The following is a 15,189-nucleotide window of genomic DNA, read 5'->3' on the forward strand; positions in this document are numbered from 1 at the left end:
GCCACCAAAACGGCAGGTAGGTCGCATCCAAACCGCTGCTGTGTGGCAGAATGTGCACGATGGGAATGCTTCCCAACGTGATCCAAATCACACGGCCACTTTGTTTTTGTCGCCCAAGGCCGCTCCAGGTTCACTATGTGCGAACGGGAACCGCGGATGCCGGCTTCAGATTCAGGAGATTGCCGCACAGGATCAATGCAGCGCCGAGGACGGTCCAGGTGTCGAGCCGCTCGGAATAGAGCAGCCAGCCGGCCGCTGCGGTGAGTGGAACCCGTAGAAAGTCCATGGGAACCACGATGGTCGCATCTGCGTACCGGAGCGCGCTGGCGAGGCAATAATGTGAGAATGTGCCGCAGACCCCAATGACGAACAGCCAACCCCATAGGCGAGGCGACGGCCAGACCCACACAGCGAGCGTCGGCAGCAGGCCCACGACGGCCTGGACCACGATCATCCAGAACAGGATCGATAATGTGCTCTCGGTCCGCGTCAGCGACTTCGCCAGAATCATGGAAACGCTGAAGCCGATCGCGACCCCGAGCGCGATCAACTGGCCCGGATTGATCTCGCCGGTGGCGGGCCGCACGATCATGACGACGCCGACGATGCCGAGCACGATGGCGGCGATCTTCCAGATCGTCATGCGTTCGGACAGGAACGCTGCGGCCAGCACGGCGGTCCAGATCGGCATGGTGAACTCGATCGCGACGACTTGCCCGATTCCGATCAGCGTCAATGCGTAGAACCAGCCGAGCTGCGCGAAATAATGAACCCCGTTGCGTGCAAGGTGTTGCGGCAGGCGTTGGGTCGCGACTGCCTTGAAGCCGCCGGCGCGGTAGATGATCGGCAGGAGCAGCGTGAATCCGATGACGGAACGCACTTCCATGATCTGGAAAACGTTCAGCTCGCGCGTGGTCTCGCGCCCGGCAACCGCCATGACCAGCATCAGCGACAGCCAGCCGGCCATCCACAAGGCAGCCATCGTTTTGGACGGTGTCGCGCTCATTGGGGCAAATGCTGGAGGATGGAAGCCGGAAAGGACGGCCGGTATCGGCGACATCGCAGCCGTTTGCAATGGTCAATCTATGGATGCCGCGATGCGGCGTGTCGTGCTAGGCATCATCGAACAACGAGAAAACAGGGAGAGCTCCGCTCATGCAAATCCTGCAGCCGGCCGAATGGAAGAAACCTCGCGGCTTTTCCCATGGCGTCGTGGTCGAAGGACCGGGACGCTGGGTGGTTCTGGCCGGCCAGACCGGCGGCGACGAGGCCGGCAATTACGCACCCGACATGGCCTCGCAGGTCGCGACAGCGCTGAAGCGGATCATCCAGCTCCTGGGCGAGGCCGGCGCCGGTCCCGAGCATATCGTCCGCCTGACCTGGTACCTGACCAGCCGCAGCGAATATGAGGCTGCAGGCGCCGGCATCGGTGCCGCCTGGAAGGAAACGCTCGGACGCAATTTCCCGCCCTCGACGCTACTCTACGTCGGTGGCCTCGTGGACGAGCGGGCCAAGGTCGAGATCGAGGTCACAGCGTTCGTGCCGGCCGCATAAAAAATCGATCCGGCGGGGCCGCCGGATCGATTGTCAGATCGACTGCTGGCTTACTTCGACAACGAGATGTTCGCCCCGCGGAACTGGCTGTCCGCGCGTATCGCGACGTTCTGCTTGTTGCCGCTTGTCTTCAGCGAGAGGTTGGCATTGAAACCGGCGGTGGAGGCAACCAGCTCGTAATGGCCGCCGCCGCCACGTCCCTGCAGCGAACCGGAGATATTGCGGCTGACTTCGGACCAGCTCCCGGCGATGGCACTACCCTCAGCCTTGAGGTTGGCCGAAAAGTTGAACTTGTAGGCGTCGCTGGCGCAGGTCAGCGACAGCTCCATGGTGGGGCCGATCGGGGCGTACTTGGCCCGGCAGCGGATCCGCTCGGTCGAGCCGTCGTCCAGGGTCACAGTGCCAGAGCCGCTCCAGTTGCCCGCCAGCGGAGCGAACGGGCCGGACTGCGCATTAATTTCGGTGTTCGCGAACGCGGACACAAACAAAACGGCGGCCGCAATCAGCAGCCGCCGGTTCCGGGCGCCAGCCTCAATTGGTTTATAGGCGCGACGCTTCCCATCGCCCGCTGCACGGTATGCCTGCAGATGCTCCATTCCACTTCCCCGATCCGGCGTTGCCGCTGAGTTGACCGTTAGCATATGCACCATTGATCGAAACTTTCACAAGTCCCCCGCTACCGATGGTGCCGGAAACGTTAGCGCCGGGCGCTGTGATCTTGCCGTCGGCAACGGTCAGCATGGAACTCGCGGTGGGTTCGCAGGAGCCGCTCTTGGTCACGATCGTGACCTGCCAATTGCCGTCATAGGGGGTCTGGGCAAAGGCGGAAGCGGCGAGGGTGCCGGTGAAAACTGAAGCGGCACAGAACACCGCGATGCGAGCAAAACGCATAAATCCGTCCTTGAATCTGTCTGATATGCTGCCGCTTATCTGGACCAAATGTGACGGAAATTTGTTGCGATGCCAAATCGAAAATTGTTCCTGTGGGAACAATGGTTTATTTGGGTTTTTAGCGGCAATTTTCGAAGCCGAATCAACGCGCCTTCACGTTAAGGGTAAACGCCGGAAGAGGGGCCTAGGACAGGCTTGGTGCGGAGGTCGCGAACTGCTCGTCCTGAATCTTGGCGGGCAGCGCCTTGTGGACCTTGGCATAGTCGATCACATCGGCCAGCAATTTGAGGCCGAGCGGTGCCAATGCGCGCTCCCAGAGCTCGCGCGCCGTCTCGCCCTTCTTGACGAAGCACCAGTCCTGGGCGGCGATGGCGCCGGCGTCCATGCGGTCGGCGAGGTGGTAGATCGTGCCGCCGGCGATCGGATCGCCTTCCTTGATGGTCCATTCCACGGCGGCCTTGCCGCGATGGCGCGGCAGCAGCGAAGGATGATAGCCGATGCCGCCGAGCTTGGCGGCGGCGACCGCGTCCTTGCCGATCCGGGCGTGGCTGTGCGCCGTGATGATCAGGTCGGTATCGGGGGCAATCTCGGAGGCCACCACCAGCTTCGGGTTGGCCTGGACCACGACCTCGATGCCGGCCGCCGTGGCGGTCGCGGCAAGGCGATCCTCGGCATCGGCCACCACGACCCGGACGATCGAGACGCCGTGCTCCCGCAGCATGTTCAAGGTGGTCACGCCGAAATGGCGGGAGCCGACGAGGGTAATGCGCATGGGTGTCCGATCCGGTCTTTCGCAACTGCGTCATCCCCCGATAACACGTCCCGACGCCCTGTCACCACCCGGACGCCATTTGCGCGGGTTATCAACAATGCGCCGGGCCGTCGGCGCGCGATGAACGCCGTGATTGCGTTGCCGGCCGTTCCGGTGCTTCCATGGCGGGCATTGCACCGGTTGGGGAGCGAGGGCATGCGAAGCGCCTGGTTTTTCCTTTTCGCGACACTGCTTGCAGCCATCCCGGCCCATGCGGGCGGACCGTACCCGGCCGTGCCGCCCGAAACCGGGATCGCGCCATTCGTGGGGCCGACCTGGGACACCTATCGCTGCACACGGGGGCCGGTGACCAATTTCTATCACCGGGCCTATTACGGCGAGGAGCCGCCAGCGCTCTATCGCGGCTATGCTCACCGGCCGTACTACCGCTACAGCGCCTATCGCAGATTGCCGCGCACATACTTCTGCGTCACCGATTAGCGTTGCCGCGCGGTTCCGGTGAGACGGCAAGCGGCCGATAAGTTGGTTCCTGTGTTTCGTTTTTAACCGAGCGAGGCCGGGTGGGATGGTAAGAGTGTGCCCACCGGGGCTGGCGACATTTCAACCCGCATCCGTTTTTGAACCCGGCTTTGGCCGCTGGCGCAATCGTCAGCGGCCTTTTCATGGCCGCGTATCGCGAAATCATCGAATGGTAACACGATCTCAACCAGCCTGGCGTATCGACGAATCCGTCGCGGATTTGTATTGCGTACCGCGACAAATGTCCCGCCGGCGTGGGTGCGCCGCGCGGGCCTTTTCGCCGGGACAGACTTCATGCCGAGCGCAATTGAGCAGATCGTCGACAGCTATGTGCGGCTGAAGAACCGCCGCGGACTCGACGAGCTGATGATGCACCGGCAGCGGCTTGCGGTCGATCTGAAGAGCAAGTCCGGCTATGATTTCAGCCTGCCGATCGGCCAGATCGACGAGGAGATCGCGATCATCGAGGCTGGCCTCAGCCGGCTCAAGGCGGAGAATTCCACGGCGATCTAGCGGGGCTACACTCGGGGGACGGCGCGTCGTCGCAGTCCGAGACCGGTTCATGCATGGTTCAGGCCGGCCATGTCTCAATCCCTGGGTCGTTTCGTGGGACGCGAATCCTGCTAGGCTTGTCCACGTGATTTGGAGGAGACGTCATGATCGAGCTTGCGCTGGCTGGCCTGCTTGCATTTGCAACCGTGCCTGCGGCATCGCCGGGGCCCATGGTGGAGCAAGTTCAGTTCAGAGGGGGGCCAGGCGGACAATGTCCGCACGGCTATGATTACAACCACTCGAACGGCCGCTGCTATCCCAACGATCATCATGCACCGGGTGTCTATACCCGGGATACCGGACCGGGCTATGGGCGCCGTGGCGGCTTGTGCCCGCACGGTTACGACTACAATTACTCGACCGGCAGCTGTTATCCGAATGGTGCGCGTGCGCCCGGCGCCTATGGGCGACCCGAGTATCACGGCCAGCGCGGCGGGCTTTGTCCGCACGGCTACGATTACAATTATTCGCAGGGGCAGTGCTATCCGAACGGCGCACGCGCGCCCGGAATGTACGGGCGATAACCGATCGCCGTGCCAGGGCAGGCGCGCTCAGTCGCGCCGGCCGCCGTCGATCACGGTGAACAGCGGCCGAGCCGGGGTCGGCTCGACCAGCAACTCCTCCACCAGCGCCGTGGCTGCATCGACATATTTGCGCGTCGGCTTGTCCAGGGGGCGCTTGGCCTCATCGTCGAGCGCGATCTTTGCGGCTTCGACCAGCTTGCGCATGCGTGCCGCATGGTCGTCGCCCGCCGTCAGCGTGGCGCGCGCGAGCGAGCGCAGCACGAACAGCTCGCCCTCGAGGCGGAGCAGGCGGTCGTTGAGCCTGGTAAGGACGGCGTTGAGGTCGGCCATGATTGCTGTTCGGCGCGAGGGATCCATCCTGATCTAGCGGCGATCGGTGAATGGAGTCCAAACGCGGCCGGTGCAATTGGGCCGATCCTCCGGTCCGTCCCGGATGAGCCGCGGCAGGTGGTGGCAGGCCTACCACTCGACGTCCGCCCAGCGCCTCCCGAACACGGGCGGCCGTGTCTTCACGGCTTGCCAGCTGAAGAAATGATGCTTGCCGGACCAGGTGTGCACGACGCCGCTGCAGATGCTGCATTTGAAGCTGCCGGCGTGGGTTTCGCTGTGCTCCTCCCTGGTCGCGGTGTAGTCCATACCGCATCCCGCACAGGTGAATTGTTCGATCGTCCAGATGGTGTTGGCCATTGCGCCGCATGCTTTTTGGGATCTCGATCCACGGTAGTCACGCGGCGTTTGCAGCGGCGTAAACCGGCGCGGGGAAATCCGGTTAACCGGCGTTAGCCAAGCCGGCCGCGTTGTGGGCCCGTCTCGCCATGGGGAATGGTCCGAACTGCTCCCTACCGTGGCCCGGGCAGTTCCACTCGCCTTGACGCCGGATGCGTTGCTGGCAATAACGGCTAGGCCTCGCAAGCACCGGAAGTTGCGTTCATGCCGCAAGGAAGGCAGTGCCCGTGAAAAGTCTCCGTCAGCTCCTGACCGGAGAGGACGTCATCCAGCTCGTGATCCGGCTCGGCCTGCTCGCCCTGCTGATCATCTGGACCTTCCTGATCATCCGCCCGTTCGTGCCGATCCTGGCGTGGAGCGGCGTGCTCGCCGTCGCGTTCTATCCGGCCTTCAGCTGGGTCGCCAAGGTCCTCGGCGGCCGGCCCAAGACCGCAGCAGCAATCCTGACCCTGATCACGCTCGGCATCGTCATCGGCCCGGCGACCTGGCTCGGCATCAGCGCGGTGGACGGCGTGCGCGAGCTGGCACAGCAGCTCGGCACCGGCGATCTGGCGCTTCAGGCAGCGCCCGAGCAGCTGAAGACGTGGCCGCTCGTCGGTCCCTGGCTCTACGACCTCTGGGACCAGGCCTACACCAACATCCGTACGGTGGTGCGCGAGGTGGCGCCCTATCTCCAGCCGCTGGCGGGCCCGCTGCTTTCGTTTGCGGGCGATGCCGGCGTCGGTACGCTCCAGTTTCTGGTCTCGGTGTTCGTGGCGGGCTTCTTGTTTCCGCATGGGCCGAGGCTGGTCGCGGCCGGGCGCGGCTTCCTGTTTCGCATCGTGCCCGAGCAGACCGAGCATTTCCTGTCGCTTGCGGGCGCGACCATCCGCGCCGTGGCCCAGGGCGTGATTGGCGTCGCGATCGTGCAGGCGCTGCTCGCCGGCATCGGCTTCAAGCTTGCGGCGGTGCCGAGCGCCGGCCTTCTCGCTTTCATCGTGCTGCTGCTCTCGATCGTGCAGATCGGCGCCTTCCTCGTGCTGCTGCCGGTGATCATCTGGATCTGGACCGCCAAGGACGTCACCACGGCGCTTCTGCTCACCGTGTTTCTCGTCCTGGTCGGCTTCATCGACACCATGTTGAAGCCGCTCGTCATGGGTCGGGGCTTGACCACGCCGACGATCGTGATCTTCGTCGGTGTGATCGGCGGCACGCTCGCCCACGGCATCGTCGGCCTGTTCATCGGGCCGATCATCCTGTCGGTGGCCTGGGAGATGATGATGGCCTGGATCCGTACGGAGGATCGGGCAGGGGCGGGCGAGGGCTGATCTCGCCTGGAGTGGCGCGATCTGCCCGCGCTGTCTCGTCACGTCCCGACGGCGCGCGAGCCTGTGATCAAAGTCTGTCGCAAACTTGTCTGTTCGACTAGACAAGTTACGATTGGAACGATTCTGTTTCATTGACGGCAGCGATGGCGAAGTCTTCGAAGCTGGTTGCAGCGAGGCGCGGCAAGGTATTGTTGGTCAGGCGCCGGTCGGACGGCCTGTGGATGTTCCCGGGCGGCCGTAAGCGTGCGCGCGAGTCCGACAAGGATTGCCTGCGTCGGGAGATCAGGGAGGAACTGCCCAAGCTGAAGCTCGGCAGGATCAGCCTCTGGAAGGAAGTGAAGGCGAGGAACAAGCGCTCCGGCCGCAAGATGAGCGACGCGATCTTTATTGCGAAGACGGCCAAGGGCAGGTTGGCGATCGGCGACAAGAAGGAGATCGACCGTGCCGCCTGGCAGAAGCCGCGCGGCATCCGTCTGACGGCGACCTCGCGCTATATCCGCGACCGCCTGTTTCCGAGGAAGCAGAAGCGCAGGTGAGCTAGTCCTCGCGTTCCGCCGATCGCGTCCGTCCGGCGAACGACCTCGATCGAGCCACGCGCGGCTCCGGAGCAGCTAGTCTTGCCTCATCCGCCTCCCGCATCTCCTTGCGGGCCTTGCGCGCATTTCGCATCGCGCGCTTGATGAAGGGGTGTTGGGAGTCCTCGGCGACGAACAGCACCACTTCGCAACCCGGACATTGCCTGGAATAGCCGTCTTGCAACCGCCCGGCGCGATCGCGAAACACGTTCTTGCACCGCGTGCACTGGATCTGGACCGAACTCATGCGCGGACAACAATGACTTTTGAAATGGATCGTCAGGTGATCCCAAATGTCTGAAGAAAGCTTGAATACCTTCGGCGCGCGGCAAAGCGCCGTCGGCCGGCCGCGCGGCCGGCGGCGGAAGGGTCCCGGTTGAAAACAGGCTGTCGGCTGTTATTGCTTGGCCGCGATCGTCTCCAGGCAATGGTTCAGGAAAGCGGTGCGGTCTCTCGGCAGCACCTTCTCGAGATCCGCCTTCAGCGCGCATTCGCGCTGGCGCAACTGCTCGGCCCGGCGCTTCTCGGCCGCCTCGCGGAATTCGGGAGCGACCTTCTTGGGGTCGACCAGCGGCTGTGAGCGGGCGGGAGCGGTCGCAAGCAACGCGATGGCGGCGATGAAGAAAATGAATGGTTTCAAATGAGCCTCCGTGAAAGAGGCCATCGTAGCGCGCGATGCGTACGCACTCAAACCGGGGCGCGGTATCCCGCTCCGGCTTGATGGGCAGACGGAGCGTGCCGGCGGCGCGTTTGGAACGATTGCTTACGGCAGGCGTCGAATCCTGGCTCTCGGCCCAACCCCCAAGCCCCCTAAAGCCCCCGGGCCGCGAGAAAACCTTCCCCACAAAGGTTGGCGACCTCGGTCCCCCGAGGTCGTTTGTCTGTTGCAAGGCGTGTGAACCAGCTCACAAGCGCGCGGCGAATCCGCTGTTATGAAGAGGTCATTGCTTAACCGATCCATTTTGAACGAAACGCCCCAGCGTGGCTCCAAGCGCTGGGGCTTTTTCGTGGCCCCTGCGCGCAGAACGTCTACAATCGCGCCAGGCGTCGCATCGCGCGACGCAGATCCCACGCCGCGCCAGTTCCGATCCGTAGCCTGATCAAACAACCCGTATGTCGGGATCGCAGCGCCACGCCGAGCGTTGCGACCAGGCGTGCGTTCGTGGGGCAAATCCCATATGCAGGGCGAGAAGTCGCCGAATCGAAATATGGGCGGCTGGCGTTCAGTTGACGACGGTTTACGACCAGAAACGGATCCAAGTGAGGCTTACCAAAAAGGCGCGGGTGGCCAAGACGCTCCCGAAGAAGCCGCTCCCGAAGAAGACGCCGCCGAAGAGGGCGTTGCCTGGCAAGACGTCGCCGAGGAGGAGCAAAGCGGCGCAGCGCGGCACGATCTCGTCTGCGTCGCCGCTCGGCCTGCTGGCTCTCCATCTGCTTGCCCAATGGAAACAGTCTGGACGCAGCGGCATCGTTTTTCTCGCCGAGAGCGAGAACAGGGCGGAGCGGCTGGGCAGTGTCATTCACGCGCTCGACCCTGCTTGCGAGGTTTTGGTGTTTCCGCGATTGAACACCTTGCCGTTCGATCAGCTGGAGCCGTCGCACGAACTCGCAGGACGCAGGGCCTCCGTCCTGAGGCGCCTCGCAAAATCCAAGAAGCCGCTGTTTCTCGTCTCGACGGCGGAAGCCGTGATGGAGCGCCTGCCGCCGCCGGCGAGCCTGTCGCGCCTGAGCCTGAGCTTGAAGGTAGGCGGCGCCTTCTCGGAGAGCGACCTCGAGGCGCGCCTCGAAGCCTTGGGATACGACCTCGAGGACGAGCCGGATTATCCGGGCGGGGCGCTGTTCCACGGGCAGACCTTCGAGATATTCCCCGCGGGCGCGCTGGGGCCGTTCCGGATCGAGCATTCGGATCGCGCGATAAAGCGGATCGTGGCGTTCGATCCGAACGAGCACAGGATCATCTTCGAGACCAGGGAGCTTCTCGTCGATCCCATGTCGGAGCGACTTGGCCTCGCCGGCAAAGGCAGCAGGCGCGCGAGCCTGTTCGACTATTGCGGGCCTGCCAAATGGATCGCCGATGCGGGCGTCCCGGTGCACGCCGACGGCTGGTTCGATACCATCGAGGAGGCCGCGCCGCGTGCGGAGCGTGAGCGCGAATATCTCGGACGGCGCGACTGGAAGCAGCTCTCCAAGGGCATGAAGGTGCTGCCGCGCGCTTCGTCCTTCCAGACCATCCCGGAGTTTTCGAAGCTGACATCCGCTAGGAAGGCGCTGCGTGGTTTCGTCGAGGAGACGCGGCGCGCCGGCTCGCGACTGATCCTCGTCGCAGCGCAGGAGGACGATCTGCGCGTGATGGAGCGGATGAGCGGCCTCAAGGCGCAGCGCTGTGACGATTGGGACGAGGCGACGCGCGGGCGCAGCGGCGAGGTGGCACTGCTGGCCGATCTTGATGCGGGCTTCGTCGTGCCGGGGAAAAAGCCTCTCGTCGTGGTGACGGCCTCCGACGTGCTCGGCAGCCGGGCACATCATCCGCAGCCGATGGCGCGCGCCTGGAGCGCGGCGTTCGAGCATGCCGACGTGCCCGAGCAGGGCACGGTGGTCATCCATCTCCAGCGCGGCCTCGGCGTGCTCGACGGCCTGCAGACCGTGAACACGGGCGGCGGCGCGCTGCGCGAGATGATCCGCCTGAAGTTCGCCGGCGACAACGCCGTGCTCGTGCCGCCGCCTGATCTTGCCTTGATGTGGCCTTACGCGGCCGAGCTCGGCAAGCTTTCGCTCGACAAGGCGGACGGCAGCACATGGTGGGCCCGCCGCACCTCGGCCGAGCGCGAAATCCAGGCCGCCGGCAAGGCGCTTGCCAAGCACATCAGCCAGCGCCGCCGCCGGCGCGGCGAGAAGCTGGTGCCGCCGGGATCGGCCTACGAGAAGTTCGTCGCGCGGTTTCCCTATTTCACCACCAGCGACCAGGCCAAGGCGGTCGCCGATGTGCTCGACGATCTCGCATCCGGTCATCCCATGGACCGGGTGATCTGCGGCGACGTCGGCTTCGGCAAGACCGAGGTTGCGTTGCGCGCGGCCGCCGCCGTGGTGCTGTCGGGCAAGCAGGTGGCGATCGCGGTGCCGACGACGGTGCTCGCCCGCCAGCACGTCGCAACGTTCCAGAAGCGTTTTGCGCCATTCGGCATCGAGGTCGGCAATTTGTCGCGGGCGACCTCGGGCGCGGAGCTGCGCGAGACCAGGGAGGGCCTGCGCAGCGGCCGGATCAAGATCGTGATCGGCACCCAGGCGCTGACCGGCAAGGACGTCAAGTTCAGCGATCTCGGCCTCGTCATCATCGACGAAGAGCAGCATTTCGGCGCGGCCGAGAAGGCCAAGCTCGCCGGCCTTGCCAAGAACGTCCACGTGCTCATGATGAGCGCGACGCCGATCCCGCGCACGCTCGCCGCGGGCCTTGCCGGCTTCCGCGACCTCAGCGTGATCGCATCGCCCCCGGTGCACCGGCTGCCGGTGGCGACGCGGATCGCGCCGCTGTCGGACGCGGCGATTGCCTCCGCGTTGCTGCGCGAGCAGCGCCGCCACGGCCAGAGCTTCCTGATCTGCCCGCGCATCCAGGATCTCGATCCGATGCTGGCGCGGGTGCAGGCGGTGGCGCCTGATTTGCGCATCGTCTGCCTGCACGGCCGATTGGCGGCCGACGAGATCGACGATCGCATGATGAGCTTCGTCGAGGGCAGGGCCGACGTCCTGCTCGCGACCAACATTGTCGAGAGCGGGCTCGATATTCCGCGTGCGAACACCATCGTGGTCTGCTGGCCGGAGAAGTTCGGCCTCGCCCAGCTGCACCAGCTGCGCGGGCGCGTTGGCCGTGGCGGCATCCGCGCCTTCGCCCATCTCCTGACCGAGACGCAGTCCGGGCAGTCCGAGAAGCGGCTGGCCGTGCTCGAGGAGTTCAGCCGGCCCGGCGCGGGCTTTGCCATCAGCGAGCGCGACCTGGATCTGCGAGGCGCCGGCGATTTGTTTTCGGAGGAGCAATCCGGCCACGTCCAGGTGTTCGGGCCCGTGCTCTACAGCCACCTTCTGAAGATGGCTTCGGAGAAGCTCGACGAGGGACAGGCGGTATGGGTGCCCGACCTCAATCTTCCGGTCGCGGACATGCTGCCCGAGACCTACGTGCAGTCCGAGCCGGTGCGTCTCGAACTCTATGCGCGCGCGGCAAGATGCACCGACGAGGACGACCTCGAAGACCTCGAGGAGGAAACCGCCCGCCGCTTCGGACCTTTGCCGAAGGTTGCGCGCGACTTCTTCGCTGCAGCCAGGCTCAGGTTCGAATGCAAGCGACGCGGCATCATCCGCCTCGATGTCGGCCCCGAGGCGGCGGCCGCGACGTTCCTGCCGGGACGTTTGAAGAAATCGCGGGGCAAGTCGCTGCAACGCGACGGTGATCGCGTCGTCTATCACGCCAAGATGCAGGACGCGCCGTTCGAGCGGGTGGAGGAGCTGTTCGAGCTGCTGGACGAGGGGTAGGGCGGATCAAAAACTGCGAAAACAACCCCATGCACAGTAGCTAAGTGCTGCTGGCACAACGTGTTTTGAATCCGGAAAACAGGCTGGTCGCAACCACCTGAGTGCACGCCTCGTCCTTCGAGACGCCGCTTGCGCGGGCTCCTCAGGATGAGGCTAAGCAGCACCGGTGCTCGTTGAAACTGGTGCCGTCCACGCGGTCCTCATCCTGAGGAGCCCGCGCAAGCGGCGTCTCGAAGGATGGCCACAGGCGAAATCGCTTCCAGATGCGATGGCCTCCGTATTCAGCCGGGGTCAGCCGGCCACGTCGCTAACGTGGAATTAATTCAAAATGCTCACAATTTTGGGCAGTTGTGTATGGGTGCTGCGTAAACGGTGCGTCGCGAGGGCGTTCCAGGGGGCGGCTTCCTATTGCTCGCTCATTGGGGTCAACGCAGATGACCGCGGCATTCGAAACGGCAAGCTTCGCAGAAGAGCTCGACGCAGTCGCGCTGGCTGACGCCGCGTCAGCGCTTGAATCCGACACTCCCGAAGCTCCGGAGCCGGCCAAGCGGTCCAGTCGCAAATCGATCCTGGCCTTTTCGGTGTGTGCCCTGGCCATTAACGGCGCGGCGGCCATCTATACCTCGCCGTCTGATTTTTCCTCGCTGAACGTCAGCCGCCTGGCCGAACTGCTTCCGCGCCTCGAAGCATCCGAGCCAAAGCCGGATCCCGTTGTCGCTGCGCTAAAGGACATTCAGGCGGCCCAGCAGCAACACACTGCGTTGCTGCAACAGAGCAATCAGGCAGCCGACCAGAACTCGGTTCTGCTCCAGCAGGATTCGATGCTGCTGCTGTCGCTGCGACAGAGCATCACGGACGAGCGGGTCGATGTGAAGAAGATCTCATCGCAACTGTCGACGCTGATTGCGAAGGTCGATGCGCTGCAAAGCGCCACGATGATGTCGGACGTCACGTCCTCCATTCGAAGAGCGAATGCCCGCTATGGACTGTCCGCCGCGATGCGCAAGCGGCTGGTTCGGGAGCCCAAACCAGTTGGGCCCGTCGGTCCGGCCGGGCCTCTCGGGCCGGTTTCCGTTGGCGGCGCTCCGTTGACCGTGCCGGCCGCGGCTCCGGAAAGCTGACGACCGCAACGTCCCTGATCGACCAGGTCGCCCCGGGATTGGCCGTGAGGTCTGGCAGTTCGTCACTTCGCGGCGTGATCGATCTTGTGCGCCAAATGCCCGGTGTCGTGATCGCGACGCAACTGGCTCAGCGACGTCTCGTTCAGCTGGGCGAGGATCTCGCTGAGTGGCGTCGCATCGGGATACCCGGCCGCAAAACCCCTTCCGTAGATCTTGCGCAATGTGCCGACCAGCGTGTTGCCGTGCTTCTTGCTGATGCTGCCATCCTTGTCGCGATGGCGGCCGTCCAGGCCCGCTTCCTTCATGTCTCTCTCCCGTAAGGCGTCTTAAAGCGCCTGCAGAGAGCCTGCGCCCAAACCAGTGGACTGGCAATGGTGGTGCCCCGATCGGGACATCAGATAATGGAACGATTGCTCGATTGGAGCTGACCCGATGCGTGCTCTTCTTTCCGTAGGTCTCGTGGGGCTGTCGCTCGTATCATGCAGTGCCGTGGCGGCAGCAACAGCGCATCATCCTCGCGCGCCATGACAGGGTGCATCGGCCGCACGCGAACGCAAGTCCGCCGACACGCTTCGCGGTCCCCGTCTGGAGCGACGCGGCGCCGGCTGAGCAATGCCTCGTCGAAGGTCGGCCGAGGCGGATAACGGCAGGTGATCGCTCGGGGTTAGGCGGCCTGCTCTTCGAAGGAGGTGTAGACGCGGCCGTTGGGATCAACGATCTGAACGTCCCAGCAGCCGTCCTCAACCAGTTCCTTGGCCTTCTTGAGCGCCGCGGCGAGTGACGCCCGCTTCAGGCTGACGACGCCCGCCGTGTCGAAACCGTTGATCTCAAACATGCCGTTCCTCCGGTTTTGGGGAATCCTACACGTTTCCGGCCCGTTGTCTTCCGGCATTTTGGGCCCGGGCGGCCTGGAGCAGCCGCGGGTGCGACGCAATGGCAGGGCGCGGCAAGTCGACAGCATGATGCTCCCTGGCGCGCGCTCGGCCATTTCGGCCTCAAGCCAGCCGGATGGTGTCCACCCGCAGACACGGACGGCACTGGTAGGCATGCTCCGCGGGAAGCGTGAGGATTGCGGGCAGGGTCGCCAAAAACGTCATCGGCCGTCTGCACTTGGAGCAGATCAGAACGGGCGGACTGTCTTTCGCTGCGCAGATCATCGCCAAAATGCCTGGAGGGGTAGGGCACAATAGGCGCGTGCTGCGGGGAGTCATCTCGGGGTGACTACTGGAGTCTATCGGAAATTGGCGCGCGAGGAAGGGCTCGTTGCCATCGCGTCGACGAAACGAATTACGTTCAACTAGGGCGGGACACGCACATGGTTGAGTGCACTGGAGTACACCGCAACAGGAGAACAACGACGCATTGCAGCAGAACGCGACTCTGAATCAGCAGGATTCAATGATGCTTTCGCTGCGACAGAGCATCACGGACGAGCGGGTCGATGTGAAGAATATCTTTTCGCAGCTCCACTTATTCTTTCCTTTGGGGGGCTTGGCCAGAGCGAGCGATCGCTTCTAAGCCGGCGCCATAGTCTGAGGTTGGCTGACCTGCTCGCTGCGCCTTCATATACTGGTAAAAGTTCAAATAGATATCTATCGCTCGCGGCCTAAACAGGCGAACCGCGGTGTCATTGTCGCAGACGTCACTCGCAACACACACAGCCACTCCATCAAAAAAATCGAATAGTAAAAGCAGCTCCATTTCAACATCTTCGGACTTGACCAAGTCTACTTGAGTCGCAAGGAGTTGCTCGGTGCTTTGGGCTGCAACATTCAACTGCGCTCTATATTTCACGAGCGCTTTTGTTAGCTTCTCGCGATAGTCGGTGAACGGCTTTGAGTTATAAAGCTTGTAAAAGCCCAAGGTCTGTTCAACGCGAGCGTTGTCCCGGGCCTGCCAATATTGGACCAGCGCGTAAGGGGCGGCGATCAGAAATGAAATCGCGCCGCTCACCTTCCCGATCTGAATAAGTCGGCGATAGACCCTGGCGATCATCTCTGAACCGAATTGATGCTTTTGGCGTCTAACCCAGGCCCAAAAATGAATCTGCATTGTTCCAAGGACGGATTTTCTTTGCAGAGGTTTGTGATGTTTTGAGAGAGAGGCGGCGACTCGTCCCCTAATTGT

Annotated in this window: 18 protein-coding genes; 8 read left to right on the forward strand and 10 right to left on the reverse strand. The window is 63.5% G+C overall.

The annotated features are described in order from the left end of the window. Positions 1 to 133 precede the first annotated feature (133 nt). Positions 134 to 1,006, reverse strand: a complete 873-nt coding sequence (locus RX330_RS19130) for a DMT family transporter (RefSeq protein ID WP_317239422.1) — start codon at positions 1,004 to 1,006, stop codon at positions 134 to 136. Positions 1,007 to 1,155: 149 nt separating this feature from the next. Between RX330_RS19130 and RX330_RS19135 the strand changes: the two genes are divergently transcribed. Next, entirely contained in the window at positions 1,156 to 1,554 is a 399-nt protein-coding gene (locus tag RX330_RS19135) for a RidA family protein (protein ID WP_212084853.1), read from the forward strand. Positions 1,555 to 1,604: 50 nt separating this feature from the next. On the opposite strand, the gene RX330_RS19140 is transcribed toward RX330_RS19135, so the two are convergent. From RX330_RS19140 to RX330_RS19150, 3 genes are all read right to left on the reverse strand, one after another. Next, complete coding sequence (locus RX330_RS19140; protein WP_212084855.1) at positions 1,605 to 2,150, reverse strand: hypothetical protein; 546 nt, start codon at positions 2,148 to 2,150, stop codon at positions 1,605 to 1,607. Next, positions 2,095 to 2,445, reverse strand: a complete 351-nt coding sequence (locus tag RX330_RS19145; protein WP_249153255.1) for a hypothetical protein — start codon at positions 2,443 to 2,445, stop codon at positions 2,095 to 2,097. The genes RX330_RS19140 and RX330_RS19145 overlap by 56 nt, the downstream gene beginning before the upstream one ends. A 184-nt stretch (positions 2,446 to 2,629) precedes the next feature. Beyond that, the gene (locus tag RX330_RS19150; protein ID WP_212084857.1) at positions 2,630 to 3,217 is read right to left on the reverse strand and encodes a formyltransferase family protein; all 588 of its coding nucleotides are present in this window, start codon (positions 3,215 to 3,217) and stop codon (positions 2,630 to 2,632) included. A gap of 195 nt (positions 3,218 to 3,412) precedes the next feature. Here RX330_RS19150 and RX330_RS19155 point away from each other — a divergent pair, with 195 nt between their 5' ends. The 3 genes from RX330_RS19155 (at position 3,413) to RX330_RS19165 (ending at position 4,812) form a co-directional block, all read left to right on the forward strand. Then, entirely contained in the window at positions 3,413 to 3,697 is a 285-nt protein-coding gene (locus tag RX330_RS19155) for a hypothetical protein (protein ID WP_317239423.1), read from the forward strand. A gap of 333 nt (positions 3,698 to 4,030) precedes the next feature. Then, a complete protein-coding gene (locus RX330_RS19160; protein ID WP_212084861.1) occupies positions 4,031 to 4,249 on the forward strand; it encodes a hypothetical protein in 219 nt (72 codons plus the stop codon). 143 nt (positions 4,250 to 4,392) lie between these two features. Further along, the gene (locus RX330_RS19165; RefSeq protein ID WP_212084863.1) at positions 4,393 to 4,812 is read left to right on the forward strand and encodes a hypothetical protein; all 420 of its coding nucleotides are present in this window, start codon (positions 4,393 to 4,395) and stop codon (positions 4,810 to 4,812) included. Between the two features lie 27 nt (positions 4,813 to 4,839). On the opposite strand, the gene RX330_RS19170 is transcribed toward RX330_RS19165, so the two are convergent. Together RX330_RS19170 and RX330_RS19175 are read right to left on the reverse strand one after the other, a co-directional pair. Continuing rightward, the gene (locus RX330_RS19170) at positions 4,840 to 5,142 is read right to left on the reverse strand and encodes a hypothetical protein (RefSeq protein WP_018317940.1); all 303 of its coding nucleotides are present in this window, start codon (positions 5,140 to 5,142) and stop codon (positions 4,840 to 4,842) included. A gap of 129 nt (positions 5,143 to 5,271) precedes the next feature. Next, positions 5,272 to 5,499: a hypothetical protein gene (locus RX330_RS19175; protein ID WP_212084865.1), complete on the reverse strand. Its 228-nt coding sequence runs from the start codon at positions 5,497 to 5,499 to the stop codon at positions 5,272 to 5,274. A gap of 260 nt (positions 5,500 to 5,759) precedes the next feature. Between RX330_RS19175 and RX330_RS19180 the strand changes: the two genes are divergently transcribed. Continuing rightward, on the forward strand, positions 5,760 to 6,845 hold the full coding sequence (locus tag RX330_RS19180; RefSeq protein WP_212084878.1) for an AI-2E family transporter: 1,086 nt from the start codon (positions 5,760 to 5,762) through the stop codon (positions 6,843 to 6,845). A gap of 143 nt (positions 6,846 to 6,988) precedes the next feature. Beyond that, positions 6,989 to 7,381, forward strand: coding sequence for an NUDIX hydrolase (locus tag RX330_RS19185; protein WP_063203337.1), 393 nt, complete (start codon positions 6,989 to 6,991; stop codon positions 7,379 to 7,381). A 436-nt stretch (positions 7,382 to 7,817) separates the two neighbouring features. Here the strand turns inward: RX330_RS19185 and RX330_RS19190 are convergent, their stop codons facing one another. Beyond that, complete coding sequence (locus RX330_RS19190) at positions 7,818 to 8,060, reverse strand: hypothetical protein (protein WP_317239424.1); 243 nt, start codon at positions 8,058 to 8,060, stop codon at positions 7,818 to 7,820. A gap of 776 nt (positions 8,061 to 8,836) precedes the next feature. Here RX330_RS19190 and RX330_RS19195 point away from each other — a divergent pair. Together RX330_RS19195 and RX330_RS19200 are read left to right on the forward strand one after the other, a co-directional pair. Beyond that, positions 8,837 to 11,941 (forward strand): DEAD/DEAH box helicase, encoded by a 3,105-nt coding sequence (locus RX330_RS19195; RefSeq protein ID WP_317243931.1) that lies wholly within the window; start codon positions 8,837 to 8,839, stop codon positions 11,939 to 11,941. A gap of 434 nt (positions 11,942 to 12,375) precedes the next feature. Beyond that, a complete protein-coding gene (locus tag RX330_RS19200) occupies positions 12,376 to 13,062 on the forward strand; it encodes a hypothetical protein (RefSeq protein ID WP_317239425.1) in 687 nt (228 codons plus the stop codon). Between the two features lie 62 nt (positions 13,063 to 13,124). On the opposite strand, the gene RX330_RS19205 is transcribed toward RX330_RS19200, so the two are convergent. From RX330_RS19205 to RX330_RS19215, 3 genes are all read right to left on the reverse strand, one after another. Then, positions 13,125 to 13,367 carry a hypothetical protein gene (locus tag RX330_RS19205; protein ID WP_212084884.1) on the reverse strand — a complete coding sequence of 81 codons (243 nt, stop codon included), beginning with the start codon at positions 13,365 to 13,367 and terminating at the stop codon, positions 13,125 to 13,127. 359 nt (positions 13,368 to 13,726) lie between these two features. After that, complete coding sequence (locus RX330_RS19210) at positions 13,727 to 13,897, reverse strand: hypothetical protein (protein ID WP_212084886.1); 171 nt, start codon at positions 13,895 to 13,897, stop codon at positions 13,727 to 13,729. Between the two features lie 635 nt (positions 13,898 to 14,532). Continuing rightward, a complete protein-coding gene (locus RX330_RS19215; protein WP_212084888.1) occupies positions 14,533 to 15,057 on the reverse strand; it encodes a hypothetical protein in 525 nt (174 codons plus the stop codon). Between the last annotated feature and the right edge of the window lie 132 nt (positions 15,058 to 15,189).

It is taken from the genome of Bradyrhizobium sp. NDS-1, assembly GCF_032918005.1.
Classification (GTDB): domain Bacteria; phylum Pseudomonadota; class Alphaproteobacteria; order Rhizobiales; family Xanthobacteraceae; genus Bradyrhizobium; species Bradyrhizobium tunisiense.

Coding starts and splice junctions, on each gene's coding strand:
- RX330_RS19130 (WP_317239422.1), bottom strand. CDS start 1,006: ATGAGCGCGACACCGTCCAAAACGATGGCTGCCTTGTGGATGGCCGGC.
- RX330_RS19135 (WP_212084853.1), top strand. CDS start 1,156: ATGCAAATCCTGCAGCCGGCCGAATGGAAGAAACCTCGCGGCTTTTCC.
- RX330_RS19140 (WP_212084855.1), bottom strand. CDS start 2,150: ATGGAGCATCTGCAGGCATACCGTGCAGCGGGCGATGGGAAGCGTCGC.
- RX330_RS19145 (WP_249153255.1), bottom strand. CDS start 2,445: ATGCGTTTTGCTCGCATCGCGGTGTTCTGTGCCGCTTCAGTTTTCACC.
- RX330_RS19150 (WP_212084857.1), bottom strand. CDS start 3,217: ATGCGCATTACCCTCGTCGGCTCCCGCCATTTCGGCGTGACCACCTTG.
- RX330_RS19155 (WP_317239423.1), top strand. CDS start 3,413: ATGCGAAGCGCCTGGTTTTTCCTTTTCGCGACACTGCTTGCAGCCATC.
- RX330_RS19160 (WP_212084861.1), top strand. CDS start 4,031: ATGCCGAGCGCAATTGAGCAGATCGTCGACAGCTATGTGCGGCTGAAG.
- RX330_RS19165 (WP_212084863.1), top strand. CDS start 4,393: ATGATCGAGCTTGCGCTGGCTGGCCTGCTTGCATTTGCAACCGTGCCT.
- RX330_RS19170 (WP_018317940.1), bottom strand. CDS start 5,142: ATGGCCGACCTCAACGCCGTCCTTACCAGGCTCAACGACCGCCTGCTC.
- RX330_RS19175 (WP_212084865.1), bottom strand. CDS start 5,499: ATGGCCAACACCATCTGGACGATCGAACAATTCACCTGTGCGGGATGC.
- RX330_RS19185 (WP_063203337.1), top strand. CDS start 6,989: ATGGCGAAGTCTTCGAAGCTGGTTGCAGCGAGGCGCGGCAAGGTATTG.
- RX330_RS19200 (WP_317239425.1), top strand. CDS start 12,376: ATGACCGCGGCATTCGAAACGGCAAGCTTCGCAGAAGAGCTCGACGCA.
- RX330_RS19205 (WP_212084884.1), bottom strand. CDS start 13,367: ATGAAGGAAGCGGGCCTGGACGGCCGCCATCGCGACAAGGATGGCAGC.
- RX330_RS19210 (WP_212084886.1), bottom strand. CDS start 13,897: ATGTTTGAGATCAACGGTTTCGACACGGCGGGCGTCGTCAGCCTGAAG.
- RX330_RS19215 (WP_212084888.1), bottom strand. CDS start 15,057: ATGATCGCCAGGGTCTATCGCCGACTTATTCAGATCGGGAAGGTGAGC.